26 protein-coding genes are annotated in these 24330 nt (G+C 63.5%); 20 read left to right on the top strand and 6 right to left on the bottom strand.

Annotated elements, in window-relative coordinates; all coding sequences use genetic code 11:
- Nucleotides 1-128: 128 nt before the first annotated feature.
- Nucleotides 129-1148 (top strand): class II fructose-bisphosphate aldolase, encoded by a 1020-nt coding sequence (fbaA, locus tag ABHM97_RS11505; RefSeq protein ID WP_235521349.1) that lies wholly within the window; start codon nt 129-131, stop codon nt 1146-1148.
- A complete protein-coding gene (locus ABHM97_RS11500) occupies nt 1148-1570 on the top strand; it encodes a DUF3151 domain-containing protein (RefSeq protein WP_349470755.1) in 423 nt (140 codons plus the stop codon). The genes fbaA and ABHM97_RS11500 overlap by 1 nt, the downstream gene beginning before the upstream one ends.
- A gap of 372 nt (nt 1571-1942) precedes the next feature.
- On the opposite strand, the gene ABHM97_RS11495 is transcribed toward ABHM97_RS11500, so the two are convergent.
- Complete coding sequence (locus tag ABHM97_RS11495; protein WP_284985231.1) at nt 1943-2575, bottom strand: uracil-DNA glycosylase family protein; 633 nt, start codon at nt 2573-2575, stop codon at nt 1943-1945.
- 268 nt (nt 2576-2843) lie between these two features.
- Here ABHM97_RS11495 and ABHM97_RS11490 point away from each other — a divergent pair, with 268 nt between their 5' ends.
- The 6 genes from ABHM97_RS11490 (at nt 2844) to ABHM97_RS11465 (ending at nt 7423) form a co-directional block, all read left to right on the top strand.
- Nucleotides 2844-3503 (top strand): SipW-dependent-type signal peptide-containing protein, encoded by a 660-nt coding sequence (locus ABHM97_RS11490; protein ID WP_349470754.1) that lies wholly within the window; start codon nt 2844-2846, stop codon nt 3501-3503.
- 3 nt (nt 3504-3506) lie between these two features.
- Nucleotides 3507-4166, top strand: coding sequence for a SipW-dependent-type signal peptide-containing protein (locus ABHM97_RS11485; RefSeq protein WP_349470753.1), 660 nt, complete (start codon nt 3507-3509; stop codon nt 4164-4166).
- Nucleotides 4163-4684 carry a signal peptidase I gene (locus tag ABHM97_RS11480; protein ID WP_349470752.1) on the top strand — a complete coding sequence of 174 codons (522 nt, stop codon included), beginning with the start codon at nt 4163-4165 and terminating at the stop codon, nt 4682-4684. The genes ABHM97_RS11485 and ABHM97_RS11480 overlap by 4 nt, the downstream gene beginning before the upstream one ends.
- The gene (locus ABHM97_RS11475) at nt 4671-5369 is read left to right on the top strand and encodes a hypothetical protein (protein WP_349470751.1); all 699 of its coding nucleotides are present in this window, start codon (nt 4671-4673) and stop codon (nt 5367-5369) included. The genes ABHM97_RS11480 and ABHM97_RS11475 overlap by 14 nt, the downstream gene beginning before the upstream one ends.
- Entirely contained in the window at nt 5366-5905 is a 540-nt protein-coding gene (locus ABHM97_RS11470) for a hypothetical protein (protein ID WP_349470750.1), read from the top strand. The genes ABHM97_RS11475 and ABHM97_RS11470 overlap by 4 nt, the downstream gene beginning before the upstream one ends.
- Nucleotides 5906-6133: 228 nt before the next feature.
- Nucleotides 6134-7423: an adenylosuccinate synthase gene (locus ABHM97_RS11465; protein ID WP_349470749.1), complete on the top strand. Its 1290-nt coding sequence runs from the start codon at nt 6134-6136 to the stop codon at nt 7421-7423.
- Nucleotides 7424-7546: 123 nt separating this feature from the next.
- On the opposite strand, the gene ABHM97_RS11460 is transcribed toward ABHM97_RS11465, so the two are convergent.
- Nucleotides 7547-8878: an MFS transporter gene (locus tag ABHM97_RS11460; RefSeq protein ID WP_349470748.1), complete on the bottom strand. Its 1332-nt coding sequence runs from the start codon at nt 8876-8878 to the stop codon at nt 7547-7549.
- Nucleotides 8879-9215: 337 nt separating this feature from the next.
- Between ABHM97_RS11460 and ABHM97_RS11455 the strand changes: the two genes are divergently transcribed.
- From ABHM97_RS11455 to ABHM97_RS11440, 4 genes are all read left to right on the top strand, one after another.
- Nucleotides 9216-10673, top strand: a complete 1458-nt coding sequence (locus tag ABHM97_RS11455) for an MFS transporter (protein ID WP_349470747.1) — start codon at nt 9216-9218, stop codon at nt 10671-10673.
- 10 nt (nt 10674-10683) lie between these two features.
- Nucleotides 10684-11574: an SMP-30/gluconolactonase/LRE family protein gene (locus tag ABHM97_RS11450; RefSeq protein ID WP_349470746.1), complete on the top strand. Its 891-nt coding sequence runs from the start codon at nt 10684-10686 to the stop codon at nt 11572-11574.
- Between the two features lie 89 nt (nt 11575-11663).
- A complete protein-coding gene (locus ABHM97_RS11445; protein ID WP_284985239.1) occupies nt 11664-11897 on the top strand; it encodes a DUF6480 family protein in 234 nt (77 codons plus the stop codon).
- A 39-nt stretch (nt 11898-11936) separates the two neighbouring features.
- Nucleotides 11937-12857: an NADP-dependent oxidoreductase gene (locus tag ABHM97_RS11440; protein WP_349470745.1), complete on the top strand. Its 921-nt coding sequence runs from the start codon at nt 11937-11939 to the stop codon at nt 12855-12857.
- A gap of 108 nt (nt 12858-12965) precedes the next feature.
- Here ABHM97_RS11440 and ABHM97_RS11435 read toward each other — a convergent pair whose 3' ends face one another.
- Nucleotides 12966-13799: an alpha/beta fold hydrolase gene (locus ABHM97_RS11435; protein ID WP_349470744.1), complete on the bottom strand. Its 834-nt coding sequence runs from the start codon at nt 13797-13799 to the stop codon at nt 12966-12968.
- A gap of 95 nt (nt 13800-13894) precedes the next feature.
- On the opposite strand from ABHM97_RS11435, the gene ABHM97_RS11430 reads away from it, so the two are divergent.
- Nucleotides 13895-14464, top strand: coding sequence for a TetR/AcrR family transcriptional regulator (locus ABHM97_RS11430; RefSeq protein ID WP_349470743.1), 570 nt, complete (start codon nt 13895-13897; stop codon nt 14462-14464).
- A 24-nt stretch (nt 14465-14488) separates the two neighbouring features.
- Here ABHM97_RS11430 and ABHM97_RS11425 read toward each other — a convergent pair whose 3' ends face one another.
- On the bottom strand, nt 14489-15838 hold the full coding sequence (locus tag ABHM97_RS11425) for an MFS transporter (protein ID WP_349470742.1): 1350 nt from the start codon (nt 15836-15838) through the stop codon (nt 14489-14491).
- Between the two features lie 138 nt (nt 15839-15976).
- Between ABHM97_RS11425 and ABHM97_RS11420 the strand changes: the two genes are divergently transcribed.
- Nucleotides 15977-17113: an App1 family protein phosphatidate phosphatase gene (locus ABHM97_RS11420; protein ID WP_349470741.1), complete on the top strand. Its 1137-nt coding sequence runs from the start codon at nt 15977-15979 to the stop codon at nt 17111-17113.
- Here ABHM97_RS11420 and ABHM97_RS11415 read toward each other — a convergent pair.
- Nucleotides 17110-18171 (bottom strand): LacI family DNA-binding transcriptional regulator, encoded by a 1062-nt coding sequence (locus ABHM97_RS11415; RefSeq protein WP_349470740.1) that lies wholly within the window; start codon nt 18169-18171, stop codon nt 17110-17112. The two genes, ABHM97_RS11420 and ABHM97_RS11415, sit on opposite strands and share 4 nt — an antisense overlap.
- 181 nt (nt 18172-18352) lie before the next feature.
- Between ABHM97_RS11415 and ABHM97_RS11410 the strand changes: the two genes are divergently transcribed.
- Genes ABHM97_RS11410 through ABHM97_RS11390 form a run of 5 tightly spaced genes read left to right on the top strand, consistent with a single transcriptional unit; the run spans nt 18353 to nt 23032 of the window.
- The gene (locus ABHM97_RS11410) at nt 18353-19207 is read left to right on the top strand and encodes an ABC transporter substrate-binding protein (RefSeq protein WP_349470739.1); all 855 of its coding nucleotides are present in this window, start codon (nt 18353-18355) and stop codon (nt 19205-19207) included.
- Between the two features lie 33 nt (nt 19208-19240).
- A complete protein-coding gene (locus tag ABHM97_RS11405; protein ID WP_349470738.1) occupies nt 19241-20029 on the top strand; it encodes an amino acid ABC transporter permease in 789 nt (262 codons plus the stop codon).
- Entirely contained in the window at nt 20026-20814 is a 789-nt protein-coding gene (locus ABHM97_RS11400; protein WP_349470737.1) for an amino acid ABC transporter ATP-binding protein, read from the top strand. Before ABHM97_RS11405 ends, ABHM97_RS11400 begins: the two co-directional genes overlap by 4 nt.
- Nucleotides 20814-21857: a Gfo/Idh/MocA family protein gene (locus tag ABHM97_RS11395; RefSeq protein WP_235521306.1), complete on the top strand. Its 1044-nt coding sequence runs from the start codon at nt 20814-20816 to the stop codon at nt 21855-21857. Before ABHM97_RS11400 ends, ABHM97_RS11395 begins: the two co-directional genes overlap by 1 nt.
- Before the next feature lie 56 nt (nt 21858-21913).
- Nucleotides 21914-23032 carry an NAD(P)/FAD-dependent oxidoreductase gene (locus tag ABHM97_RS11390; protein WP_235521303.1) on the top strand — a complete coding sequence of 373 codons (1119 nt, stop codon included), beginning with the start codon at nt 21914-21916 and terminating at the stop codon, nt 23030-23032.
- A gap of 84 nt (nt 23033-23116) precedes the next feature.
- On the opposite strand, the gene ABHM97_RS11385 is transcribed toward ABHM97_RS11390, so the two are convergent.
- Nucleotides 23117-23551 carry a hypothetical protein gene (locus tag ABHM97_RS11385; protein WP_349470736.1) on the bottom strand — a complete coding sequence of 145 codons (435 nt, stop codon included), beginning with the start codon at nt 23549-23551 and terminating at the stop codon, nt 23117-23119.
- Between the two features lie 258 nt (nt 23552-23809).
- Here ABHM97_RS11385 and ABHM97_RS11380 point away from each other — a divergent pair, with 258 nt between their 5' ends.
- A complete protein-coding gene (locus tag ABHM97_RS11380; protein ID WP_349470735.1) occupies nt 23810-24265 on the top strand; it encodes an iron chaperone in 456 nt (151 codons plus the stop codon).
- Nucleotides 24266-24330 lie beyond the last annotated feature (65 nt).

Genomic DNA, 24330 nt, shown 5'->3' with positions numbered 1-24330 from the left:
GCGGAAGTGTTAAGGGCCCCAGTGACCGGAAACACGGCGTCCCGGCGGATATCGCTAGGATGGTGCTAGCCGTAAGCGGTCTACTCCAGGGCTACCCGCCCACAGACGAATTCAGCATAGGAGTCACCATGCCCATTGCAACCCCAGAGATTTACTCCGAGATGATTGACCGCGCGAAGGCTGGCGGTTTCGCTTTCCCCGCGGTGAATGTGACGTCGTCGCAGACTCTGAACGCTGCGATCCGCGGTTTCGCCGAGGCCGAGTCGGACGGCATCATCCAGGTTTCCACCGGTGGCGCAGCATACTGGTCCGGTGCTTCGGTCAAGGACATGGTGGCCGGTTCGCTGGGTTTCGCCGCGTTCGCCCGTGAAGTTGCGAAGAACTACAACGTCAACATTGCCCTGCACACGGACCACTGCCCGCAGGACAAGCTGGCGGACTTCGTCCTGCCGTTGCTGTCCGCGTCCGAGGAAGCCGTGAAGGCCGGCAAGGACCCGATCTTCAACTCGCACATGTGGGACGGCTCGCACGAGACCCTGGAAGATAACCTGCGCATCGGCCGGGAACTGCTGCAGCGCGCGGCTGCTGCGAAGATCATCCTCGAGGTTGAAATCGGCACCGTCGGTGGCGAGGAAGACGGCGTGGAGAACGAGATCAACGAGAAGCTTTACACCACCACCGAGGACGCCCTGGCCACGATCGAGGCCCTCGGTGCCGGGGAGAACGGCCGTTACCTGACCGCGTTGACGTTCGGTAACGTGCACGGTGTGTACAAGCCGGGCAATGTGAAGCTTCGCCCGGAACTGCTCAAGCAGATCCAGGCCGAGGTGGGTGCGAAGATCGGCAAGGAAAACCCGTTCGACCTCGTCTTCCACGGCGGTTCGGGTTCTACGGAGCAGGAAATCGCTGACGCTGTTTCCTACGGTGTGATCAAGATGAACATCGACACCGATACCCAGTACGCGTTCACCCGCCCGGTGGCCGGGCACATGTTCTCCAACTACGACGGCGTCCTGAAAGTCGACGGCGAAATGGGCAACAAGAAGACCTACGACCCCCGCGTGTGGGGTGCTTCGGCCGAAGCAGGCATGGCCGCACGCATCGTCGAAGCCGCCCAGCAGCTCGGATCCGTCGGCAAGACCTTCTAATGTCTGACGAATTCCGCAAGAACCTGATGGGGCCGGAGCCCACGCTCCTGCCCGCCGAAAACGAGATCTACCAGCACCTGGCCCTCGGCAAGGAAGCATTGGACCTCGTAGCGCAGAACCCGACGTCCTCACTTTTGTGGGCGATCCTCGCCGAGGAAGCCTGGGCGGAAGGCCGGACCATCGAGTCCTACGCCTACGCCCGCGTCGGCTACCACCGCGGCCTGGACTCCCTGCGTCGCAACGGCTGGCGCGGCGTTGGACCCATCCCGTGGGAGCACGAGCCCAACCAGGGCTTCCTGCGTGCTCTCTACGCATTGGGCCGTGCAGCGTCGGCGATCGGCGAAGCTGAAGAGCCCGGGCGGATCGAGAAGTTCCTGAACGACTCTGACCCGAAGGCCAAGGCAGCGATCGAAGCCCGCTAAAGCGGACGCAAGCAAGCAAGCCAGCACGCAAGAAACGACGACGGCGGCCCTCACCAAAAGGTGGGGGCCGCCGTCGTGTGTGTTGTGTGGCCCGGTCTGCTTGCTAAGCCGGGAGTTCAGGGAGCAGAGCGGGCCCCGCAACGAAAGTGTGTGTTGTGTGGCCCGGTCTGCTTGCTGAACCGGGAGTTTAGGGCGCAGAGCGGGCCCCGCAACGAAAGTGTGTGTGTGTTGTGAGGCCCGGTCTGCTTGCTAAGCCGGGAGTTCAGGGAGCAGAGCGGGCCCCACAACGAAAGTGTGTGTGTTGTGAGGCCCGGTCTGCATGCTAAACCCAGAGTTTAAGGCGCAGAGCAGGCCCCGCAACGAAAGGGGTGACTAGGCCTTGCGCGGGATACCCGTGCGGGCCATCGCTTCGGCGTACGCGCCGTGGATGGCATCCAGGTATTCCTGCTGGCGTGCCGGGGTGCCGGCGAAGGAGCGGCCACCGAGGGAACGGACCTTGAAGGTCTTGAAGCCACGGCGGGCGATGCTTGCCGGTGCGGCCTTCATGAGCTGGTCGGCGAGGCGGTGGGCCTCATTGCCGTGCGCCACCAGCGCGGAGGTGCGCGGCAGGAGCTGGAGGAGGCGCAGCAACGGCTTGAGTCCCTCGGTGATGTTGGCAGGCGTGAGCTTGCCCGGTTCCTCGTTGGGCTCGATCCAGGGGTACGCGTTCCACGGCATCATGAGCTCGGGACGGAGACCCAGCTGCCACTGCATGCCGAGCATGCGGGTGGCTGCTTCCTCGTCGCCGGGGGTGATGAAACCCTCGCCGGAGGTGGTGCGCTGGTTGGAGAAAAGGCTGACGATGCGGCAGTCATCCATGCTGTGGGCGGGGTCGATGTAGAGGACCTCGCTGCCTGGCTTCTGCTCCTTGATGGCGTCGCAGAGCTCGTTGACCTCGGCGATGCGCGGTTCGTAGCGGCGGTTCCAGAGGATTTCTTCGGGTGATTCAGTCGCCAGTTCTTGCATCAGGGGTTAGGTCTCCTAGGTGTTACAGCGCACCGTTCCAAGGGGCCGCGGGCATGCCGCTGCCGAACCTCAAAGGGTGCTGTTGGGGGCTAACTAACCTTACCGGACTATGGGGGTGAACGGGTGCTGCTCCGGCGCGCCCCCGAATGAGACGCGGCGTGTTGCCCGGGAAACGTGTCGGGCGTCTCGAAGGCATCGATTAACCCTTAAGTGCAGGTCTCGCCGAGCGTTTCCAAGGCAAGTGGATCATGGGTTCGAAGAGGCAGCCATGTTGATACCCGTCGACGCCGACATTGATCTTGGGGGAACCATGTTCGCACAGGAAACAACCACAGCCGAAGCCAGCCAGCGCCTCCGTAAAGCGCCGAAAATCAGGGCAATCCTGGCTGGTGGACTGGTCCTGGGAGTGGGCGCGGCCATCACCTTGGCAGCCTGGAATGACTCCGAATTTGTCCAAGGCACCTTCACCGCGGGCGCTTTCAACCTTGAGGGCAGCACGGACGGAGCCGATTTCGGCGAGAACCCGGTGACCGCGCCCGCGACACTCGGCTTCACCGCGAACACTGCCAACATGGCTCCTGGCGACGTTGTCACGGCACCCTTCGCCGTCCGGCTGGACAGCACCACAACCAGCGACGCCACAGTTACCGTGTCCACGGAAACCTCCACAGGCGGCCTCGTGGGCCTCACCTACGCCTTGACGCAGTCGACGGCGTTCGGCTGCGGCCAAGCGGTGACAGCCACGTTGGTTCCGGCCGGCCAATCATTGGGTACGACGCCGGGCAGCGTCACCTTTGCGTTGACCCAAGGAGCCGGGACTGACCCTGGCGCACCGGTCAACCTATGCTTCCGGATCACGGCCGATCAGGACCTGGTCCAATCCCAAACCGGGAGCACCACCTGGGAATTCGCCGCACAATCGCAGTGATCCATGGGTCGCCGACAAGCCGCAAGCAAGCCCAGCGCAGCTTACCTACGCCTGCGTGCGCTCCTCGCAGGGGCACTGGTGCTGGGAGTGGGCAGCTCCGTGACGCTGGCCTCCTGGACTGACAGCGACTTCGCTGCCGGTTCCTTCGGCGCGAGCGTATTCCAAACGGAATCCAATGCCTCCAAGCCATACGACGTCCAGGGCACGTGGAGTGCCAACGACATCTCCCCGGGAGCCACGCTGGTTTTCACCGCATCCGCCATGAGCCCCGGAACGGTGGTTTACGCACCGTTCGCCATCCGGACCAAGGCCGCGTCGGTTGCCGGCGAAGTGGTGCTCGGGGTTCCGGCTGTGACCAGCAGTGGGACGGGGAACGCGGACTTGGGGGCCGCCCTTCGCTACCGCGTGATCCGTTCGGCCACGTGCCAGGCGTCGTCCTTCACGGGAACGCCCACCTTTGTGGTGGGCAGCGACGGGGCCAAGCCGTTCACGCAGGGGCAAGCGGCCGGCGTCGTGAATCCCTTGGCAGCGGCCACCGCCACCCTCCCGGGTGCTCCGACGCAATTCTGCTTTGAAGTGACGCTGCCCGCGGGTGCCAATAACGCCCTTCAAGGCCAGACAGCCACGGCCATCTGGCACTTCACCTCAACGTCCAGCTCATGAGCCGCCACCCGTACCGGAGCCGACTGCGGGAAGCCGTGCTGAATGTCGCGGCCGCCGGGGGTGCTGCCTGCATTCTCGCGGTGGTCTGTGCGCTGCTGTTCAACATCACCCTCATCATGTTCAAGACAGGATCCATGGCGCCGACCATCCCGGCTGGTTCCGTAGCCGTGGTGCGGGAGATCCCCGCAGGCGAGATCAATGTTGGCGATGTGGTGACGGTGGACAGGCCCGGGAAGCTGCCCATCACCCACCGGGTCCAGAGCGTGGCTCCCGCCGGAGGGAACGCGCAGGCCATCACCATGAAGGGCGATGCCAATTCCGAGCCCGATCCAGCGCCGTATGTGGTGGAACGTGTCCGGCTGGTTCTTTGGTCGGTGCCCGGGCTGGCGCGCCCCGTGGCCGCGGCCGCCAACCCGGTGGTTCTCGGTGCCACCACCGTTGCTGTGTCGGCTTTGGTGACGTGGGTACTGTGGCCGCGGGATGTGCGGCGCAGAAGCGGTCAGCATGTTGCGGCGTAGTGTGGTTTTGCTGTCCGTGCTGGCGGGCGCGTGCCTGTTGGGACCGGCTCCCGCGGTTGCGGATGGCGGGCCTTCCGGCTGGTTGGAGCTCGACGCCGGTCCCGCTGGGCAGGTGCATCGTCTCACCCCGGGCGGGAGCGCGGATTGGGAAGTCGATGTCCGGGTCCGTGGCGAGCCTGCGAATTCACTCCACCTCGGGCTGCAATCCGAGCCTGCGCCGACCGGTTCGCTGCGGGATTACCTGACCGTAGGGCTTCGTTCCTGCACCCTGCAATGGGATGGGAGCACCTGCCCCGGTGCCCAACGCGTCCTGATGGAACCCGCAGCGCTGGCCACCGCGGAGGGTGTGCGGGTGGACCTCATGGACCCCGGGAACTTGGAGGCTGCAAGCGCCCATGTCCTGGTGACCGCAACCTTGGCCAAGGACGCGCCCCGGGACATCCAGGGCAGCAGGACGCACATCGTGGTGGGCGTCCACGGTTCCGGGGACGACACAGATGGAGCTGGCGCCGGGGACGGCCCAGGCGGGAATGCAGGAAACGGGACCCTTCCCGGAAAGCCATCCGTGCCGCCGTCGGGCGTCCTGGCCGACACCGGAGCCCGGCTGGGCGCGTTCGCAATCCTGGCGTTGGTGGCCGTAGCCGCGGGATTCGGGCTTGCCTGGGTGCGGGGTGCCGCAGGATGAACCTGTTCTTGAAGACCCGGGCGGCGTTCCTGCTTGCTGCGCCGCTCGCCGTGGTGCTGGTGGTGTCCAACCCGCCTGCCGCGACGGAAGCGGCGTGGCAGCAGGAGGCGTACGGAACGGGAACGTTCGGCACCATCACCATCCCCGCCCCTACCTTGAACGGCACGTGCACCTACAACCCGGGCATCGCGGGCCTTGGCGCCTATGTGCGGATTTTTTGGAAACCGCCGGCAGGCTACACCCTGGCCAATGCCGAGATGCAGGCCTCCACCAGTGGATTGGGTTCCTTGCTTGCGCCGCTGACGGGCTTCTCCATCACCTCCAGCACCACGGGGTCGGCGGCCGCCGGTTACGTCACGGACGTTCCGGTCAATCTCCTGGGCGGCCTCCTGGGCCTTGGGACAGAGCTCCAACTGGCAATCGTCGTCCGGGATCCCGTGAATCTTTGGGTGTCCAAGCCGGCGTCCGTGGCAACGAACGCGGGGCCCATCGCCGGGTTGGGCGCCAGCTGCCGGAACCTCCCGCCGGGTACCTGACCACGTGCGGCGCCGCCGCGCACAAAACTTCACCCGACCGCCGTCGAACGTTCCTTGACGCCAGACTTTCAGGCCGCATCCGCTAAACTTGGCTGGTAAGAGCCCCGAACTCTTGCGTTGGTCACCGCCCGCGGTGAGCTGCACCGGTTATGTCGGGGCATTCTCATGTACGGCGCCAGGCCCCGGTCATCCCGCTGGGGTCAGCCCGAAAGAATGGGGGAGGATCCCATGCCCGCTATCGTGATCGTCGGAGCCCAGTGGGGCGACGAAGGCAAAGGCAAAGCAACCGATCTGCTCGGTGGCCGCGTTGACTACGTGGTCAAGCCCAACGGCGGTAACAACGCCGGGCACACCGTGGTTGTTGGCGGTGAGAAGTATGAGCTGAAGCTCCTTCCCGCGGGCATCCTGAGCCCCAATGCAGTCCCCATTATTGGCAACGGCTGCGTGGTGAACCTGGAGGCCCTCTTCCAGGAAATCGATGGCCTTGAAGCCCGTGGCGCGGACACCTCCCGTCTTCGCGTTTCGGCCAACGCCCACTTGGTTGCCCCGTACCACCAGGTGCTGGACAAGGTGACCGAACGCTTCCTTGGCAGCCGCGCCATCGGCACCACCGGCCGCGGAATCGGCCCGGCGTACATGGACAAGGTGGCCCGCCTGGGCATCCGCGTCCAGGACGTCTTTGACGAGTCCATCCTCCGCCAGAAGGTGGAAGGTTCGCTTCGCCAGAAGAACGAACTCCTGGTCAAGGTCTACAACCGCCGCGACATCGTGGTGGACGAGATCGTGGAGTACTTCCTGTCGTTCGCTGAGCGTCTCCGCCCGCTGGTTATTGACAGCACACTGGTCCTCAACAACGCACTGGATGAGGGCAAGGTTGTGCTCATGGAAGGCGGCCAGGCAACGTTCCTGGACGTCGATCACGGCACCTACCCGTTCGTCACCTCGTCCAACCCCACGGCTGGCGGTGCGTCCGTTGGCTCGGGCATCGGCCCCACCCGCATTTCGCGGTCCATCGGCATCATCAAGGCCTACACCACCCGTGTTGGCGCTGGGCCGTTCCCCACGGAACTGTTCGATGAGATGGGTGTCTACCTGCAGAAGACCGGCGGCGAATTCGGTGTGAACACCGGCCGTCCCCGTCGCTGCGGTTGGTACGACGCCGTCCTGGCCCGCCACGCTTCCCGCGTCAACGGTTTCACGGACTACTTCGTCACCAAGCTGGACGTGCTCACGGGCATCGAGCAGATCCCCGTCTGCGTTGCCTACGACGTCGACGGCGTGCGCCACGACGAGATGCCCATGACCCAGACCGAGTTCCACCACGCAGTGCCGATCTTCGAGTACTTCGATGGCTGGACCGAGGACATCACCGGCGCCCGCACCCTGGAGGACCTCCCCGAGAACGCCCGCAACTACGTGCTGGCACTGGAGAAGCTTTCCGGTACGCGCTTCTCCGCCATCGGCGTCGGCCCGGACCGCGACCAGACGATCGTGGTTCACGATCTGATCAACGACTAGGTACTGCCGTGGCCGCGGAAGCGGCCAGTTGGACGGTACGACGACGGCGGGTCGCCCCCTGCGGTCCCTGGAACCTTTGTTCCGTGGGACGGTTGGGGGCGGCCCGCCGTTCGCTGCCGAACGTCAGTGCGAGAAGTCCTGCGAGATTTCCGCGAGAGTGCGTCCCTTTGTCTCGGGTGCGAGCCACTGTGAGAGGGCCGCGCCAAGAAGGGCGACGGCGGCGGCTACAACCATGCTCGGGCCCATGCCGATGTTGCTGATCGCCCAAGGGAGGGCGAAGGTGCCCAGTGCAGCGCCGATGCGGCTGAAGGCGGCGGCGAAGCCCGTGCCGATGCCGCGCAGGTGGCCGGGGAATACCTCGGCCGGATAGACCTGGGTCATGGTGGTGTAGCCGGCATTGAAGAAGGAGAAGGCGAGGAACAGCACCAACACGATGATTCCTGGTGCGTTGGTCCAGACTCCAATGACGAGAAGGATGCCGGCGCAAAGCCACTGGCCGGGAACGGTGAGGATTCGGCGGCCGAGCTTGTCGATGAGGAGAACTGTGGTGACCACGCCTGCGGCCGCCAGCGCGGAGAGACCGACTCCACCGGCCCAGCCGCCGGCGAGGCCGAATTGGTCGAGTACCTCGTCAGCGAACGTGGCGATCGCGAAGTACGGGGTGACTGCACAGAACCAGAACCCTGAAGTGAAGAGGGTAGCGCGCCAGTACTGCCTGGAGAACAGCATTCCGAAGGAGGCGTTCTTGATCTTGGTCTTGTTCTTTGCGGCCTGGGACTCCTGGATGATCCTCAGGTCGATCTCTTCGGTGATGCTGTCGCGCATCTGGGGAGACTCGATGTACTTACGTGCAATTGCCAGTGCTTCGTCATTGCGTCCCTTGGTGATGAGCCAGCTCGGCGATTCGGGAAGGCCCCACCGGGCGAAGAAGAGGATCAAGGCAAGTATGGTGCTGGTACCGAGGACAATGCGCCAGGGAGTGCCGGCGTCGTGGAGCAGAGTGCCGATGATGAACGCCATCATGAAACCCACGTACCAGGCGATCAGGGTCAGCCCGAGCAATCGCCCGCGGAGCTTTGGAGGGGAGAACTCTGACAGCAAGGGGCCGCCGATTGAGTACTCGCCGCCGATAGCGACGCCCATGAGGAACCGGATTGCGGCCAGCTGGAGAACGGCCCCATCTCCGGAGGTTACGAAGAACTGGGCTCCTGAGGCGACCAGGAACAGGCCCATGTCCACGAGGAACATCGGCTTGCGTCCGAACTTGTCCGTGGCCCAGCCCGCCAAGGGGGAGCCTACGAAGATACCAACCAGGGGGCCGGCAGCAATCAGGCCCAGGGAGAGTGCGTCAAGCTGGAGATCTGACCGCATGAGCCCGGTGACTGGGCCGATGATTCCAAGGATGTAACCGTCCAGGAACATCCCGCCGATGAAGACTGCGACTAGCCGCACCATGAAGCGGCGTTTGAATGTGGAGCTCGTGTCTTTTGATAAGGACGTGTCGGGCGACGTCGTCGTCCTGGGCGGATGGGTCATTGAGGTGTGTTCCCTTCTGGCTTCTGCGCAAAAAGCTGGCGGCGACGGAGCGCCGGTTTATCAACGCGCGGGCAGCTGCAGCTCTGGCGACCGATAGTCAGCACCGGCCTGGCCCTGTGAAATATCACTCATATATCAGAACTCTAAGGGTGAGATGCGCCACAGTCAAGGGCTAAGAGAGCTTCGGGACTAATCTGGGACCTGGCGCGGTTACGCCATGCGGGGACACGAACAGCTGACGACGGAACGGGACCAGATGACAACAGAGACCAGTGACGGCGTCGGATTCCGCTCCAAACGCGGACCCATCCTCATCGCGTTGATGCTGTCCACGGGGTTGGTGGCGATCGATTCCACGATTGTTGCCACGGCAGTGCCGTCCATTGTGGAAGACATCGGAGGGTTCTCGTCCTTCCCCTGGCTGTTCTCGGCTTATCTGCTGGCGCAAGCCGTCTCTGTACCCATCTACGCCAAACTGTCCGACATGGTGGGCCGCAAGCCGCTCATCCTTTGGGGCATCGGGTTGTTCCTGCTGGGCTCCATACTGTGTGGCCTGGCGTGGAGCATGCCCGCGCTGATCGCGTTCCGCGTCCTGCAGGGTTTGGGAGCAGGGGCAGTGCAACCTGTATCCATCACCATCGCCGGTGATATTTACACCCTCGCGGAACGCGCCAAAGTCCAGGGTTACCTGGCCAGTGTGTGGGCGATCTCCTCGGTGGTAGGGCCAACTTTGGGCGGCGTTTTCTCCTCCCTGGGAATTTGGCGCTGGATTTTCTTCATCAACATCCCGCTCTGCCTCTTGGCCGGGTGGATGCTTGTCCGCGCTTTCCACGAGGACGTTGAACGAACCAAGCACCGCGTGGACTACGCGGGTGCTGCCCTGCTGACTGTGTCCCTGAGCCTGCTGATCCTGGGTGCGTTGGAGGGTGGACAGGCCTGGGAATGGAACTCCGCCATCGGCATCGGCGTCTTCGTTGCAGGCGCGGCCCTGTTTGGAGCGTTCATCCTGGTGGAGCGGAAGGCTGCAGAGCCCGTCCTTCCGCCGTGGGTAGTATCCCGGAGGCTGCTCGCGACGACGGCCCTCGTCTCGTTCGGAGTGGGTGCGGTCCTGCTGGGCCTGACTTCCTACGTCCCCACCTTCCTGGAAGGATCCATCAAGACCTCTCCGATCCTGGCTGGACTCGCGCTTGCAGCCCTGACCATCGGTTGGCCCATCAGCGCCTCCCAGGCGGGCCGGTTCTACCTTCGGATCGGTTTCCGAAGGACGGCCCTGATCGGCATCTCCATCACTTTGGTGGGCGCGTCGATCCTCGCCCTCACTGCCTCCGCACCCAATGTGTTGTTGGTTGCCGTGTCCTGCTTCACCGTCGGCCTGGGGCTGGGACTTGTGGCGACTCCGACTCTCATCGCTGCGCAGTCCAGCGTGGAATGGAATGAGCGCGGTGTTGTGACCGGAACCAATCTCTTTGCCCGTTCCATCGGCAGCGCAATCGGTGTGGCCGTCTTCGGTGCAGTGGCCAACGCCATCTACGCCAACGGTGCGGGTGCCTCGGATCCGCAGACCACTGTGGCCGCGTCTTCCGCCGTGTTCCTCGCTGTCCTGGTCGGTGCGGTGCTGACGGTGATTGCGGTGGTCGCCATGCCGGCCACGGACAAGAAGCCAGGCGAATCCCCGGCCCAGGAAAAGACAGGTGCCGCAGCTGTGGAGGACTAGTCTCGAAACCATGGACAAAGCAGCCCCCGCCACCACGCTCATTGAAGGCAGCCTGGAAAAGCTGTTCGAAGGCACCGTCTGGGCCGAGGGCCCCGTCTGGGTTCCCGACTCACAGACCGTGCGTTGGAGCGATATCCCCAACAACCGCATCCTCGAGTTCTACCCCGCCACTGGCGCCACACGCGAGTACGCCACCGCCGTCGAGTACACCAACGGCCGGACCTTGGACCGCGACGGCAGCGTGGTCCAGTGCAGCCACGGCCGCAGGCGCGTTGAGCGGGATCACGACGGCGAGGTGACGCTAATCGTCGACGCGTTCGGGGAGCACCGGCTCAACTCGCCCAACGATATCGTGGTCGCGGCCGATGGCACCGTGTGGTTCACGGACCCGCCCTACGGCATCTTGCCGGGCACCGTTGAGGGCCACGAAGGGGACCAGGAGTACGGCGGCTGCTACGTGTTCCGCTTCGATCCGGCCACGCAGGAACTGGCGCCGGTGATCACGGATCTTGTCCACCCGAACGGCCTGGCGTTCTCGCCGGACGAATCCCTGTTGTACGTCTCGGATACTGCGGGACCCTCCCGCGGCGTCCCGTTCCGGATCGCCGTGTTCCCGGTTCACGACCGAAAATGCGGAGCGGGGGAGACGTTCGTTGAGCTCGATGAAGACAGCGTTTCCGATGGCTTCCGGGTAGACACCGAGGGTCGGGTGTGGACATCCGCCGGAGCTTCCGTGCGCGTTTACGCTCCCGACGGCGGGTTGCTGGCCGCCGTCGACGTCCCCGAACGCGTGTCCAACCTGTGTTTCGGTGGGCCGGATGGCCGGGACCTGTATCTGACGGCCACCACGTCCCTGTACCGGCTCCGGACCTCGGTGCAGGACGCCGCCTGGCGGGGCTGATAGGGGCAACTTCATAAGGTTGCTGTTGGTTGGAGTGGGGGTTCGATACGCTGGACCAAAGCATCACCACTGCAAACAGGGGAGTGAGCGTGTCAGGACCAAATCCAGATCCCTACGAGGACAAGATCACAGGCCTGGAACCCGGCGGCGGAGTTCCGCCCGGTGAGACGCCACCAGGCGAGGCTTCCACAGCGGGGCCGCAGGGCCACGATGAAGGCGGACCGCGGAAAGGCACCCAGATTTTATGGATGTCCATGATCGGCCTGGTGGTGCTGATGTCGATGCTCTACTTCATCGGCTACATCGTGGGGTTCTTCGACTAGGTACGGAATAGCCCTTCCATTCCTTGGGTTGTGCCCACAATGAAGGCAATCACTTACAGCGAATACGGCAACCCCGACGTCCTGGAACTCACCGATCAGCCCATGCCCAAGGTCGGCCCCGGCATGGTGCTGGTGAAGATCAAGGCCACCTCAGTTAACCCGGTGGACTGGAAGATCATGGGCGGGCACCTGGACCCCCTTATGGACATCCAATTCCCTGCCATCCCGGGCTGGGACGTGGCCGGCATAGTGGAATCCGTGGGAATTGACGCCCACCAGTTCCAGCCGGGCGATGAAGTGATCTCCTATGCCCGCAAGGACTACGTCCACGGCGGCAGCTTTGCCGAGTACATCGCCCTTCCGGAGCGTCTCCTGGCCCGCAAGCCAACCACGTTGGATTGGAACGAGTCCGCGGGACTTCCGCTGACCGGACTCACGGCCTTCCAGGTCCTCAACCGGTTGGACGTCAGGAGCGGTGAGACGCTGTTGATCCACGGCGGCTCCGGTGGGGTGGGTTCCCTGGCGATCCAGATCGCGGCATCGCGCGGCATCAAGGTCATTGCCACCGCCTCGGAGAAGAACCACGGGTTCCTGCGTTCCCTGGGTGCCGAACCCATCGCCTACGGCGAGGGGCTGGCCGAACGCGTCAAGGCCATGGAGCCCGACGGCGTGGACGTCGTTGCCGATTTTGTCGGCGGAAACCTGAAAGCCACCTTGGCCGTGCTCAAGGAAGGCGGCAGGCACGCATCCATCGCGGATGGAGAGGTGGAACAGCACGGCGGAACCTGGATGTGGGTCACACCTGTCGGGGCAGAGCTTCAGGAGCTGTCCGAGCTGGTGGACCAGCACAAGCTGAAGGTGGAGGTGGCACAAACCTTCCCGCTGGCCCAGTCCGCTGAGGCATTCCGCCTCAACATGGAGGGCCACACGCGCGGCAAAGTTGTGGTGACCGTCAGCTGACGGCGCTGGATCGGCCGCCAGGAAAATAACAACAACGACGGCGGCAACCCGCCTTCGGTTCGTGTGGAACCGTTGGTGGGTTGCCGCCGTCGAGGGTTAGTGCTTGTACTACTTAGCCAGGAAGCGCAGCAGGATCTCGTTGATTTCAGCGCCGTGCGTCCAGAGGAAGCCGTGGGGAGCGTCCTCGATTTCGACGTACTCGGCGGAGGGGAGGCGCTTGGTGAACTCGCGGCCCGTCGAGTCGATGGGCAGGATGCGGTCGCCGGTGCCGTGGACGATCAGGGACGGGACGGTGACCTTTTCGATGTCGGCGCGGAAATCGGTCAGCCAGGTGTCAACCACGGCGAACGACGCGTACCAGGACGAGCCTGCGGCCACGTTCCAGGAGTTGCGCAGCGCTTCTTCGCTGAGCCGGTTTCCGAGGAAGTTGTCCGTGTTGTAGAAGTCGTTGTAGAAGTTGGTGAACCAGGAGTAGCGGTCCTCGATGGCGGCGTTGCGGATGCCGTCGAACACGGAGGACGGTACACCGGAGGGGTTGTCGTCGGTCTGGAGAAGGAAGGGCTCCAGCGACGCCAGGAACACCGCTTTGGCGACACGGGCTTCACCGTAGGTCCCGATGTAGCGGCCGACTTCGCCGGTGCCCATGGAGAATCCGACCAGCACGGCGTCCTGCAGGTCCAGGGTTTCCAGGACCGTGTTCAGGTCGGCTGCAAAGGTGTCGTAGTCGTAGCCGGTGGTGACCTTGCTGGATTTGCCGAAGCCGCGGCGATCGTAGGTGATGACGCGGTAGCCGGCGTTCAGGAGGGCGGCGGTCTGCTTCTCCCAGGAGGCGCCATCGAGGGGATAGCCGTGGATCAGGACAACCGGCTGGCCCGAGCCGTGGTCCTCGTAGTAGAGCTCGATGTCCGTGGTGTTTTCAGTTCCGACTTTGATGAAGCCCATGATTCTGTTCCCTTTCCTCGAAGTAGAGAACGACCGTTCTCTCTCTGGTTCAAATACTATAGAACGCTCGTTCTCAATACAAGTACTATGGGTACATGGATATTTCCGAAGTCCGTAGCCGCATAGTCGCCACAGCTGATGGGCTCTACAACGCCAAGGGCATCCAGTCCGTTGGCATGGATGAGCTGCGCACGGCCGCCGGGGTATCCCTCAAGAAGCTGTATCAGGAATTCCCGTCCAAAGGCAGCATCGTGATGGCCGTGCTGGAACGCCGACACCAGTCCTGGACTGAAGGGCTGGATGCCACTGTTCGCCAGGCCGCGGATCCGCGAGCCAAGCTCCTGGCCATCTTCGATTATCTTGCCGGATGGTTCTGTCAGGACTCGTTCCGGGGCTGCGGCTTCATCAACAGCTTCGCCGAACTGGGGGCCGTCAGCCCCGAAGTGGCCGAGTATGCGCGGAAGCACAAGGAGTCATTCCAGGAATATGTCGCGGCGCTGGCGGCTGACGCCGGCGCTCCACCGTACTTGGCCCCGCAGCTTTCCATCCTTGCCGAGGGGGCGCAAACGACGGCGGCCATCGCTGGCACCCCCGACGCCGCGGGCCAGGCGCGGCAGGCGGCCGAAGTCCTGATCGCCGCCGCGTTGGGCCAGGCCGCGACCTGACCGACCGCCGTCGAGCCTTCCCTGCTAGCTGGCCTCGAGGTCGTCGAGCGACTTGCCCTTCGTGTCCGCGGACATCAGGGTGGCGACAACTGATACGAGGCAGATACCCAAGGTAGTCATGCCGATGACCAGTGGGATGTTGGCCGATCCCGGGGGAGCGATGGCGGTGAAAAGGCTGGGGAAGAACGAGGCGATCATGAGTCCGATGTTCTGGGAGACAGCGAAGCCTGTCACGCGCATGCGCATGGGGAACTGTTCCTGGAAGAAAGTGGCGAAGGTGGCATTCCACATTTGGAACAGGACGCCCTGCACAATCACGACACAGACGAACACCAGTGGCAGGCTGCCCTGCTGGATGGCCCAAAGGTAGGCCATGGTCAGCAATCCACCGGAGATTCCACCGGCGACCATCAGTGACCGCCGGCCGATCCGGTCGGACAGTGCGCCGAAGACAGGGATGGTCAGCACGGCCGTCACGTTGGCCGCCATGGTCACCCACAGGAACTCGCTACTGGAGAAGCCGATTCCGTAGCCCTTCTGGGTGGCGTACGAGACGCCGAAGATCAGGGTGGCCATGCCGATGACGTTGGTAAAGGTCATCGCGATGCAGCGGACCAGTACCCAGGGGTGGGTGCGCAGGAGGTCCATCAGCGGGAACCGTCGCTTGGTCCCGGCTCCTTCGGATTGGGCCAGGTAGGCGGGAGGCTCCTGCACCCGGCGTCGAATGACGTATCCCGCCACGATCACCACGGCGCTGAGCAGGAATGGAAGCCGCCAGCCCCAGGAATGGAATTCCTCATCAGGCAACAGGGCGGCGAGTGGAATCAGGACGGCGGTGGCCAGGATCGAACCCACCTGCGTGCCCTGGAGGCTGAAGCTGGCAAAGAAGCCGCGCCGGGCGTCGGGGGAGTGTTCCACGATCATCGCACTTGCCCCACCCAGTTCACCGGCCACGGCAAAGCCCTGAATCAGCCGGAGGACGACCAGGAGGACAGGGGCCAGCAGGCCAACCTGTCCATAGGTGGGCAGGAGTCCCACTGCGAAGGTGGCGAAACCCATGAGCAGCATCGCGAAAACGAGGACCTTTTTGCGCCCATGCCTGTCGCCGTAGGCGCCCAGCACCACGGCGCCGAGTGGTCGGGAGACATAGCCGACGGCGTACGTAGCCAAGGAGGCGATGATGCCGACGGTGGGGTTCTCGGTAGGGAAGAAAATCGTGGGAAACAGGAGCGTTGCCGCCAGCGAATACAGGGCGAAGTCGTAGTACTCCAGTGCACTTCCGATCCACCCGCTCATCGCGGCCTTCTTCGGGTCTTTACGCGCGGCGTCGCCGTCGGTGATGGGGGTGGTTTCCCTCCGGTGCATGACTGTCACGTCGCTGAACTCCTCTGGCGTCGTTGGCAAAGATCAGATGGCATTGAGCCCGTATTGAATCGATTCATAAAGCATACAATGTGACGTGGAATACGTCAAAGGCCTTTGGGTGGGTACGGGCCGTGGAAGACTGGACGCATGCCTTTCCGTACCGTGAGACCACGCCCGGAGTCCGACGCCGCCAAAAGCCTGAAGCAGTCAAAGGAGCAGGCGCGCCATATCGCAATGCGGCTCGACGACGCGTGGCTGAGGTTCCAGACGAAGCTGGCCATCCGAAGGGGCCGGGTGGAAACCGTCATCCCTTACACCGGCTACGGCAGCACCTCCTGGATCAGGGTCCTCGCGCGCGTGGTCCGCAGCGACCCACGAGATGCGGCCGGACATGCCAACCCCTTGCAGGAAAGCATGCGCGGATGGCGCAACTTCACCAGCGCGCCGGTGGCTAACGCGGCCGTGCAAGTGACTGTCGCCGGCGAGGTGCACCATGTTGTTGCCGACCGCGGCGGCGTTGTGGACGCACGTATTCCGGTAGTTCTGGATGCCGGTTGGCACACGATCACCCTGAAGTCGGGGGAGTCCCGAACGGTGGAAGCTCCTGTAGAGGTGGTGGCAGACGACGCGGACTTCGGTGTGGTGTCCGACATCGACGACACCGTCATGGTGACCGCCCTGCCGCGCCCCTTCCTGGCGGCTTGGAACACGTTCGTCCTCAACGAGCATGCAAGGACTCCCACCCCGGGCATGGCTGTGCTCTATGAACGGATCGCGCGAACCGCCCCTTCCGCCCCGGTGCTCTACCTGTCCACCGGTGCCTGGAACGTGGCCCCCACGCTGTCCCGGTTCCTTAGCCGGAACCTGTACCCCGCCGGCCCCAAACTCCTGACCGACTGGGGTCCCACCCCGGATCGGTGGTTCCGCAGCGGACAGGAACACAAAAAGAACTCGCTGGAACGCCTCGCGGAGGAATTTCCCACCATCAAATGGTTGCTGGTGGGCGACGACGGACAACACGATGAAGCCATCTACTCCGATTTCGCCCAGCGGCACCCCGAAAACGTCAAAGCAATCGCCATCCGCCAACTTTCCCCCGGAGAAGCTGTCCTCGCCGGTGGTCGGTCAAAGTCCGGCGGCCAGCCCACCCCTGGTGTCCCGTGGATCTACGCCCCTGACGGCGCAGGCATGTCCGCGCAACTCGAGGAGTTGGGCATCATCCGGGGCGAAGTCAGGTCCGCGGACGATCCCGAGGAAGGCGACGTAGCTGGAGGAAAGGCCTAGGCCGCACCGATTGAGCCACGCACGATCAGGCGGGCCGCCAACTCCGGGCTGGGTGCGGAGGTCCTCCTGCCTTCGATCTGCCTGATGAGTGCCGAGGCTGCGGCCTGACCCATCTCGTAAACGGGTTGTGCAATGACCGTGAGCGGGGGAGTGGTGAGCCGCGTCCAAGCGAAGTCGTCGTACATGAGGAAAGAGACGTCGTCGGGAATTGATCGGCCTGATTCCTGGATGGCTTCCACTACGCCCAGTGCGATCAGGCCGTCGGAGGCAATGATGGCGGTGGCGGCGTTGGGTCCGTCCAGGAGTTCCAGGGTGATTTTCTTCACCGATTCGGCGTCGCCGGCGTTGAGCCGGACAAGGTCGGCGGGTCGGGTCAGCCCTTCTTCCTCGAAGGCGCGGCGGATTCCATCCAGGCGGTCGGCGATTTGCGAGGACTCCAAGGCCATTCCTTCCTGGTAGGGCTTGTCCGAGGTCAGCGTGGACACGAAGGCGATCCGACGGTGCCCGGCCGCGAGGAGGTGTTTGGTGGATTCGTAGGAGATGCCGGTCATGTCCACGGCGAACGCCTCGGCATCCAGCCCCTCAGCAGCACGGTCCAGAAGTACAAGGGGGCGCCCCGACTCGCGGACCTGTTGGAGGTGCGCGGTATGCACGGACGATGCCGGGGCCACAATCAGCCCATCCACCCTTTTATCCAGGAGCACCCGCACGGCGTCTACTTCGGCGGCTCTTTCCTCGTCGGTGTTGATGAGGATGACGTGGTACCCGCTCTTCTTGGCGGTGTCTGTGATGCCTCTCATGGCAAGGCCGAAATGTGGGTTTTCGATATCGCCCACCACCACCCCGATGGTGTTCGATTTCCCGGTATTCATACTGCGGGCCAATTCGTTGGGCCGGTACTCCAACTCCTCGGCGGCGGCGAGGACACGCTCGCGGACGTCGTCGCTGACAGCCCCGTAATTGCCCAGGGCCCGTGCAGCCTGGGCCTTGGACACCTGCGCGGCCTTGGCGACGTCGGCAACCGTTACGTCCCGCCGTCGGGATCCCTCAGTGCTCATGTTCACCTTTCCAAAGGGGTGTTGACGCGGCTTTGTGAGTTCCGCTACATTCTAATCAATCGATGTGAGTCCGGTCTCAATCCTAGAGACTGAGACCGGACTCAGCAAGACTCCCGCATCGAGCAATATCTCCAGCGGCTCCTGACAGCACCGCTTTTCCCTCCCACGATTGGACAACGCTGTGATCAAATTGAACTTCCGCCCGGCAGCGCTGGCAGCAGCGGCCTTGGCGGCAATCCTCGCCCTTTCCGGCTGCGGTGGATCCTCCGCCAGCTCCTCGCCCTCCGCCGACAATCCCTACGGCCTGATCGAGTCGGGCACCATCCGGGTTGCCAGCCTGGGCGACTCCAAGCCGTATACCTTCACCGACAGCTCGGGTAACTTCACGGGCTTTGACGTGGAGCTGTTCAAGGATGTTGCCCACCGCGCCGGCGTAGACAAGGTTGTCTTCACCGGGCAGGACTTCTCGGGACTGCTCGCAGCCGTAGCCAACGGCCAGTTCGACGTTGGTGTGGCAGCTATCGGCATCACCGACAAGCGCAAAGAAACAGTGGACTTCTCCGACGGCTACCTGACGGTCATCACCACAAAGACCTCGGGCATCAGCGACGTTGACGGCCTCAACGGCAAGCGCCTGGGCGTAGTCCAAGGCACGTTGCAGGAAGCCTACGCAGTGAAGAACTTCACCTCGGCGCAACTGGTCCGCTTCCCTGACAACAACACTGCCATCGCGGCCGTGAACAGCGGTTCCGTGGATGCCCATTTCCTCGATTACGAGGCTGCAAAGGCCTACCAGGAGCAGTTTGGCCTGGTCAGTGCTGCCGACATTCCATCCTTTGACGCTCCGGCCGGGTTCGCTATCGCCAAAGACAAGCCCGCCTTCAAGGACGCGCTGAACAAGGGCCTCGCGGCAGCGATGGAAGACGGCACCTGGAAGAAGCTCTACCAGAAGTGGTTCCCGGGTTCACCGATGCCGGAACAATACCTCCCCAAGGCAGAGCAGACCTCCAACCCGTCCGCTTCCGCCACCAAGTAAGTCGGCCCACCAACCAACGTCTGAGAGCACCCAATGGATTGGCTCAACACCATCAGCCGCACGTTCCTCGACTTTGATGCCATGGTCGAAGTGCTGCCCCAACTCCTCGGAGTTGGCCTCCTCAACACCCTGATCATCTCCTTCGCAGCAACCATCCTTGGCGTAGTCATGGGCATGGTGGTAGCGGTGATGGGAATCTCGCGGTCGAAGTGGTTGCGAATCCCTGCAAGGATCTACACCGACCTCTTCCGCGGGCTCCCTGCGATCCTTACGATCCTGCTGATCGGCCAGGGTTTTGCCCGGCTGAGCCAGTCCGTGTTCGGTCCCTCCCCCTACCCGCTGGGAATCATCGCGCTGAGCCTCATCGCCAGTGCCTACATCGGAGAGATCTTCCGCGCCGGCATCCTTAGCGTGGACAAGGGCCAGGGCGAAGCCTGCCGCGCCCTGGGCATGAGCTACACCAAGTCCATGGCACTCGTGGTGGTCCCGCAAGGAGTGCGCCGCGTGCTGCCTGCCTTGGTGAACCAGTTCATTGCCATCGTCAAGGATTCCTCGCTGGTGTACTTCCTGGGGCTCTTGGTCAGCGAGCGCGAACTGTTCCGGGTAGGGCAGGACGCAGCAGTGCTCTCCGGCAACCTTTCGCCCCTGGTCATGGCCGGTATCTTCTACCTGATCATCACCGTCCCCCTGACCCACTTGGTCAACTACTTCGACAACAAGTTCCGAACCGGCCGACGCCGTCCCACCGCACCAACCAGTGGGCTGAAGGAAGTCAAGGAACTCGACGCGGCTTCGCCGCTCATCACCGGGAGCAACACGTGAACCTCACAAGCAGCAGTGCGACCAGCACCAACAAGCCAAACCAGGACATCGAAAAGTTCCACGGGTCCAGCCTGGAATTGCAGAACCTGACCATGGCCTACGGCGACGTTGAAGTGCTCCGCAACGTCACCCTCTCCGTGGCTCCGGGAACCACCTCATGCATCATTGGCCCATCCGGATCCGGCAAGTCCACGCTGCTGCGAGGAGTCAACCGACTCCACGAACCCAAAAGCGGTGACGTCCTCCTTGCAGGAGAGAGCGCCCTCACCGTCAAGCCTGACGTTCTCCGAGCACGCATAGGCATGGTGTTCCAGCACTTCAACCTCTTCCCGGACCACACCGCCCTCGAGAACGTGGCGCTCGCCCTCTGGAGCGTCAAGGGAATGTCCAAGGCGGAGGCACGGGAACGGGCCCGCCGCCGACTGGCGGAAGTCGGTCTCGCTGAGCGGGCCGACCATAGGCCAAGGGACCTCTCCGGCGGTCAACAGCAGCGTGTTGCCATCGCCCGCGCGCTTGCCATGGAGCCAGAGGTCATGCTGTTCGACGAAGCCACGAGCGCACTGGACCCCGAACTCGTCAAAGGCGTCTTGAACCTCATGGCAGGCCTTGGCCGCCGCGGCATGACCATGCTGGTTGTTACCCACGAGATGGGCTTCGCCCGCAAGGTAGCCGACCAAGTGGTGTTCATGGACGAGGGCGAAGTGGTGGAGATCGGCACCCCTAACGAGCTCTTCGACAACCCGCGCAGTGAACGCCTGCAACGCTTTCTCTCGGAAGTCCTGTGATGGGCAGGCCAGCAGTGGCACCCATCCGAACCGCCGTCGTCGGGTTTGGTGTCTCCGGCAAGGTTTTCCACGCTCCGCTGATCGCGGCGGACCCGAACTACTCGCTGGACATCATCGTCACGGCCGATCCGCACCGAAGGGCGGAGGCTGCCCGGCAGTACCCGCAGACGAGAATCGTGGCCACGCCGGAGGAGCTGTTCGCTTTTGCCGGGGAGCTTGACCTGGTGGTGCTCGGAACACCGCCGCTGACGCACCTGGAGCTGGGGGCCATGGCCATCGCCCACGGGCTGAACGTAGTAGTCGACAAGCCTTTTGTTATCACGGTCGCCCACGGTGAGGAGTTGGCCGCCCGGGCTTCCGACGCCGGTGTGCAACTGACGGTTTTCCAGAACCGCCGGTGGGATGCCGACTTCCTTACACTCCGAAGGCTGCTGCAGGACGGCGCACTCGGGGATGTGCGGACCTTTGAGTCCCGGTTTGAATGGTGGCGGCCTGCAGGCTTTGGCAACTGGCGTGATTCAGCGACACTGGCCGAAGGCGGCGGCATACTTCACGACCTCGGCGCCCATCTGATCGACCAAGCCATCCAACTTTTCGGTCCTGTGGAGGAGAGCTATGGCGAGACCGCCAACCACGGGCCGCATCCGGAGGCTGCGGACACCGAGGCTTTCGTCTCCTTGCGTCACGAATCGGGCGTTCGATCACGGCTGTGGATGAACGGCATGGCGGCCCAGGTTGGCCCACGGTTCCACGTCCTGGGCTCCCAAGCCGGGTACACCAAGTGGGGGCTCGACGGACAGGAACCCGCGCTGGCAGCCGGAGTCACGCCGTCGGACGCTGCCTACGGCAATGAACCCGAAGAATCCTGGGGCCTCTTGGGAGTTGACGGTTTGGCCACGCCAGTGCCGGCGGAAGGAGGCGACTACCCCCGGTTCTACGCGGAACTTGCAGCGTCGATCCGTGGCCAAGGACCGTTGCCCGTGCATCCGGCAGAGGCACTGGAAACCCTCAAAATCATCGAAAACATTCACGCCTTCGCCTAGGTGGCGCATAGCGCCAACCATGCTCCACCCGCCAGAACCTGAAAGAGAGATCACGCATGTCTTCCACCGTTACCAAGCATGTCGCCGTCATTGGCGGCGGCATCCTGGGCGTCTCCACCGCGGTGCACCTGCTCCGCCAAGGTGCAACCGTTACCCTTTTGACCGAGCAGGGCCTGGCCAGCGAGGCTTCCGGCCGTTCCCTGTCCTGGCTCAACTCTGCTGGAGAGCGCTCCACTCCCTATCACCAGTTGCGCATGGCCGGCGTTGACCGGTACCGCACGCTCTTCGCCGCCGATCCCAACCGTGAATGGCTTCAGTTCGGCGGCGGCCTCATGTGGAACTCCGCCGGTCAAAGCGAAGTCACCAAAGCCCGGCACGCCTACGAGACGTCAATCGGCTACGACTCCAGGCTCCTGGCGCCGGAAGAGATTGCCTCGGCTACTCCCGGGATCGACGCCAGTGCCGTCCCGGAGAACGCAATCTTCAATCCCGGCGAGGGCTGGGTCAGCCTGCCGGATTTGGTGAACTTCCTGATGGAAGAATTCCACGCCCTTGGCGGCCGGCTGGTCCTCAATGCAGGCAAAGCCTCGGTGATGGTCGACGGCGGCCGGGCCACCGGCGTCGAAACCGCCGGAGGTGCAACGTACCCGGCGGACGCCGTGCTCGTAGCCTGCGGCGCTGCAACGCCCGCCGTCGTGAGGCCGCTCGGCGTCGAGATACCGAACGGTTCGCCGGTCTCCATGCTTGTTGTTACCAAGCCCGTTGAGCACCAGGTCGCCGCAGTGATGAATACGCCGCGCGCCGCCGTGCGACCTAACCCGGGCAACACTTTTGCCTTGGACCACGACTGGTATGAAGAGCACATCACGGAGCATGCGGACGGTTCGTTCACCATCCCTGATGATGTCGTCCAGGAATTGGCAGACGAGTCGTCCAGGCTGATCGCGGGAAACCCCGAGCTTAAGCCTGCATCGTGGAAGATCGGGTACAAGCCAATCCCGGGCGACGGCGAACCCGTCTTCGGGGAACTCGGCCAGGTACCGGGCTGCTTCGTAGCTTTCACCCACTCAGGTGCCACTCTGGGCCTCATCGCAGGCGAATTGCTTTCCGGTGAGATCCTGACCGGGGACAAGCACCCCATGTTCGCTACGTTCCGGCCGGGCCGGTTCTCCTAGCCCGGAACGCAAAAGGCCAACGGCCCCGATACGCCATCTGCATAAGCGTGTCGGGGCCGTTGGAGTGTGTGGGTGCCCGCCGGGTCAGCAGGTCAGCGTGCCCTTGAGGACTTTGCCCGTCCAGACATTGGTGGTGCCCGGGACCTTGTAGTAGCCGCGGATTTCGTACGTCCAGGTTCCGATCACTTGGTAGCCGGAGGTGTAGGTCTTTCCGCTGGCTTTGCTGAGGTCACCGGTGAACTCGAGTGTCCCGGAGCGGTTGAAGAGTTTGATGTCGTGGTAGTTCGCGTTGGCTACTGCCCCGAAGGAATTGACAGTGACAGTGGCCCGGATACCGAGCGAACAGCTCATGGACACGTTCGCCGTTGCCGGTGCGGCGAGGCTGGCGGTGGAGAACTGCGAGGCGCTTTGGTCGGTGTCGCTGAACGCGGCAAACGCCGCTGCCGGCGCCCCCACCAGGCCAAGAATAACGACGGCGGCGATCACCAGGCTGCGCAGGACACTGTTCTGCGTGGTCATGGTGGTCATCCTCCTTCTGGTGTTTCGCGCCGGGCCTGATCGGGCTGGGGTTGAAGAATCCGATCAGACCCGGCGGGGCTTGGTAACTACTCTGCCGGGCCACCCTCAAGAATCACTCGTGCAAACCTGCAACAGTTCCTCAGGAAAACCTCAAGACTGCCGCACCGGCAAGCGAGCGGGATCGGAGAAGCATCCGGCGCAAGCCGCACCTACCGTTGAGGTATCCAAACAACGTCCAACAGATCAGGGGGCCGCGAAATGGCTGGGACAGGAACAGCTGACAAGACCAAGTCCTACGACGGATTCAGCGATGATGAACGCTCGGCAATGAAGGAGCGCGCGCAGGAACTGAAGAAGACCGCCAGGAAAAAGCAGTCCAACGCAGATGGAGAGGCGGACGTCCAGGCGAAAATCGCCGAAATGCCCGAATCGGACCAGGCCATGGCCAAGCGCCTCCACGAAATCGTCAAGGAGCATGCCCCGGAGTTGACCCCCAAAACCTGGTACGGCATGCCGGCCTACGCCAAGGACGGGAAGAACATTGTCTTCTTCAAGAGCGCAGACAAATTCAAGAGCCGCTACGCGACGCTCGGCTTCGAAGAGAACGCCGCCCTCGACGACGGACCCATGTGGCCTACGTCTTTTGCCCTCAAGGAGATCACGCCGGAGGTTGAAGCGAAGATCGTGGAACTCATCAAGAGGGCCGTCGCCTAAGCGACTTAAACTCCGACGGCGGCTGGTTGCCCACCCAGGCAACCGGCCGCCGTCGTATTTAATCC

Source organism: Paenarthrobacter sp. CAP02, assembly GCF_040137855.1.
In the GTDB taxonomy this organism is placed as follows: Bacteria; Actinomycetota; Actinomycetes; order Actinomycetales; family Micrococcaceae; genus Arthrobacter.
The sequence above is the reverse complement of the archived record's forward strand: the minus strand, read 5'-3'. Positions and strand labels throughout refer to the sequence as shown.

Bases quoted from the DNA above. Each gene is read 5' to 3' on its own strand.
- fbaA (WP_235521349.1), top strand. From the start codon at position 129: ATGCCCATTGCAACCCCAGAGATTTACTCCGAGATGATTGACCGCGCG.
- ABHM97_RS11500 (WP_349470755.1), top strand. From the start codon at position 1,148: ATGTCTGACGAATTCCGCAAGAACCTGATGGGGCCGGAGCCCACGCTC.
- ABHM97_RS11495 (WP_284985231.1), bottom strand. From the start codon at position 2,575: ATGCAAGAACTGGCGACTGAATCACCCGAAGAAATCCTCTGGAACCGC.
- ABHM97_RS11490 (WP_349470754.1), top strand. From the start codon at position 2,844: ATGTTGATACCCGTCGACGCCGACATTGATCTTGGGGGAACCATGTTC.
- ABHM97_RS11485 (WP_349470753.1), top strand. From the start codon at position 3,507: ATGGGTCGCCGACAAGCCGCAAGCAAGCCCAGCGCAGCTTACCTACGC.
- ABHM97_RS11480 (WP_349470752.1), top strand. From the start codon at position 4,163: ATGAGCCGCCACCCGTACCGGAGCCGACTGCGGGAAGCCGTGCTGAAT.
- ABHM97_RS11475 (WP_349470751.1), top strand. From the start codon at position 4,671: ATGTTGCGGCGTAGTGTGGTTTTGCTGTCCGTGCTGGCGGGCGCGTGC.
- ABHM97_RS11470 (WP_349470750.1), top strand. From the start codon at position 5,366: ATGAACCTGTTCTTGAAGACCCGGGCGGCGTTCCTGCTTGCTGCGCCG.
- ABHM97_RS11465 (WP_349470749.1), top strand. From the start codon at position 6,134: ATGCCCGCTATCGTGATCGTCGGAGCCCAGTGGGGCGACGAAGGCAAA.
- ABHM97_RS11460 (WP_349470748.1), bottom strand. From the start codon at position 8,878: ATGGTGCGGCTAGTCGCAGTCTTCATCGGCGGGATGTTCCTGGACGGT.
- ABHM97_RS11455 (WP_349470747.1), top strand. From the start codon at position 9,216: ATGACAACAGAGACCAGTGACGGCGTCGGATTCCGCTCCAAACGCGGA.
- ABHM97_RS11450 (WP_349470746.1), top strand. From the start codon at position 10,684: ATGGACAAAGCAGCCCCCGCCACCACGCTCATTGAAGGCAGCCTGGAA.
- ABHM97_RS11440 (WP_349470745.1), top strand. From the start codon at position 11,937: ATGAAGGCAATCACTTACAGCGAATACGGCAACCCCGACGTCCTGGAA.
- ABHM97_RS11435 (WP_349470744.1), bottom strand. From the start codon at position 13,799: ATGGGCTTCATCAAAGTCGGAACTGAAAACACCACGGACATCGAGCTC.
- ABHM97_RS11430 (WP_349470743.1), top strand. From the start codon at position 13,895: ATGGATATTTCCGAAGTCCGTAGCCGCATAGTCGCCACAGCTGATGGG.
- ABHM97_RS11420 (WP_349470741.1), top strand. From the start codon at position 15,977: ATGCCTTTCCGTACCGTGAGACCACGCCCGGAGTCCGACGCCGCCAAA.
- ABHM97_RS11415 (WP_349470740.1), bottom strand. From the start codon at position 18,171: ATGAGCACTGAGGGATCCCGACGGCGGGACGTAACGGTTGCCGACGTC.
- ABHM97_RS11405 (WP_349470738.1), top strand. From the start codon at position 19,241: ATGGATTGGCTCAACACCATCAGCCGCACGTTCCTCGACTTTGATGCC.
- ABHM97_RS11395 (WP_235521306.1), top strand. From the start codon at position 20,814: ATGGGCAGGCCAGCAGTGGCACCCATCCGAACCGCCGTCGTCGGGTTT.
- ABHM97_RS11390 (WP_235521303.1), top strand. From the start codon at position 21,914: ATGTCTTCCACCGTTACCAAGCATGTCGCCGTCATTGGCGGCGGCATC.
- ABHM97_RS11385 (WP_349470736.1), bottom strand. From the start codon at position 23,551: ATGACCACGCAGAACAGTGTCCTGCGCAGCCTGGTGATCGCCGCCGTC.
- ABHM97_RS11380 (WP_349470735.1), top strand. From the start codon at position 23,810: ATGGCTGGGACAGGAACAGCTGACAAGACCAAGTCCTACGACGGATTC.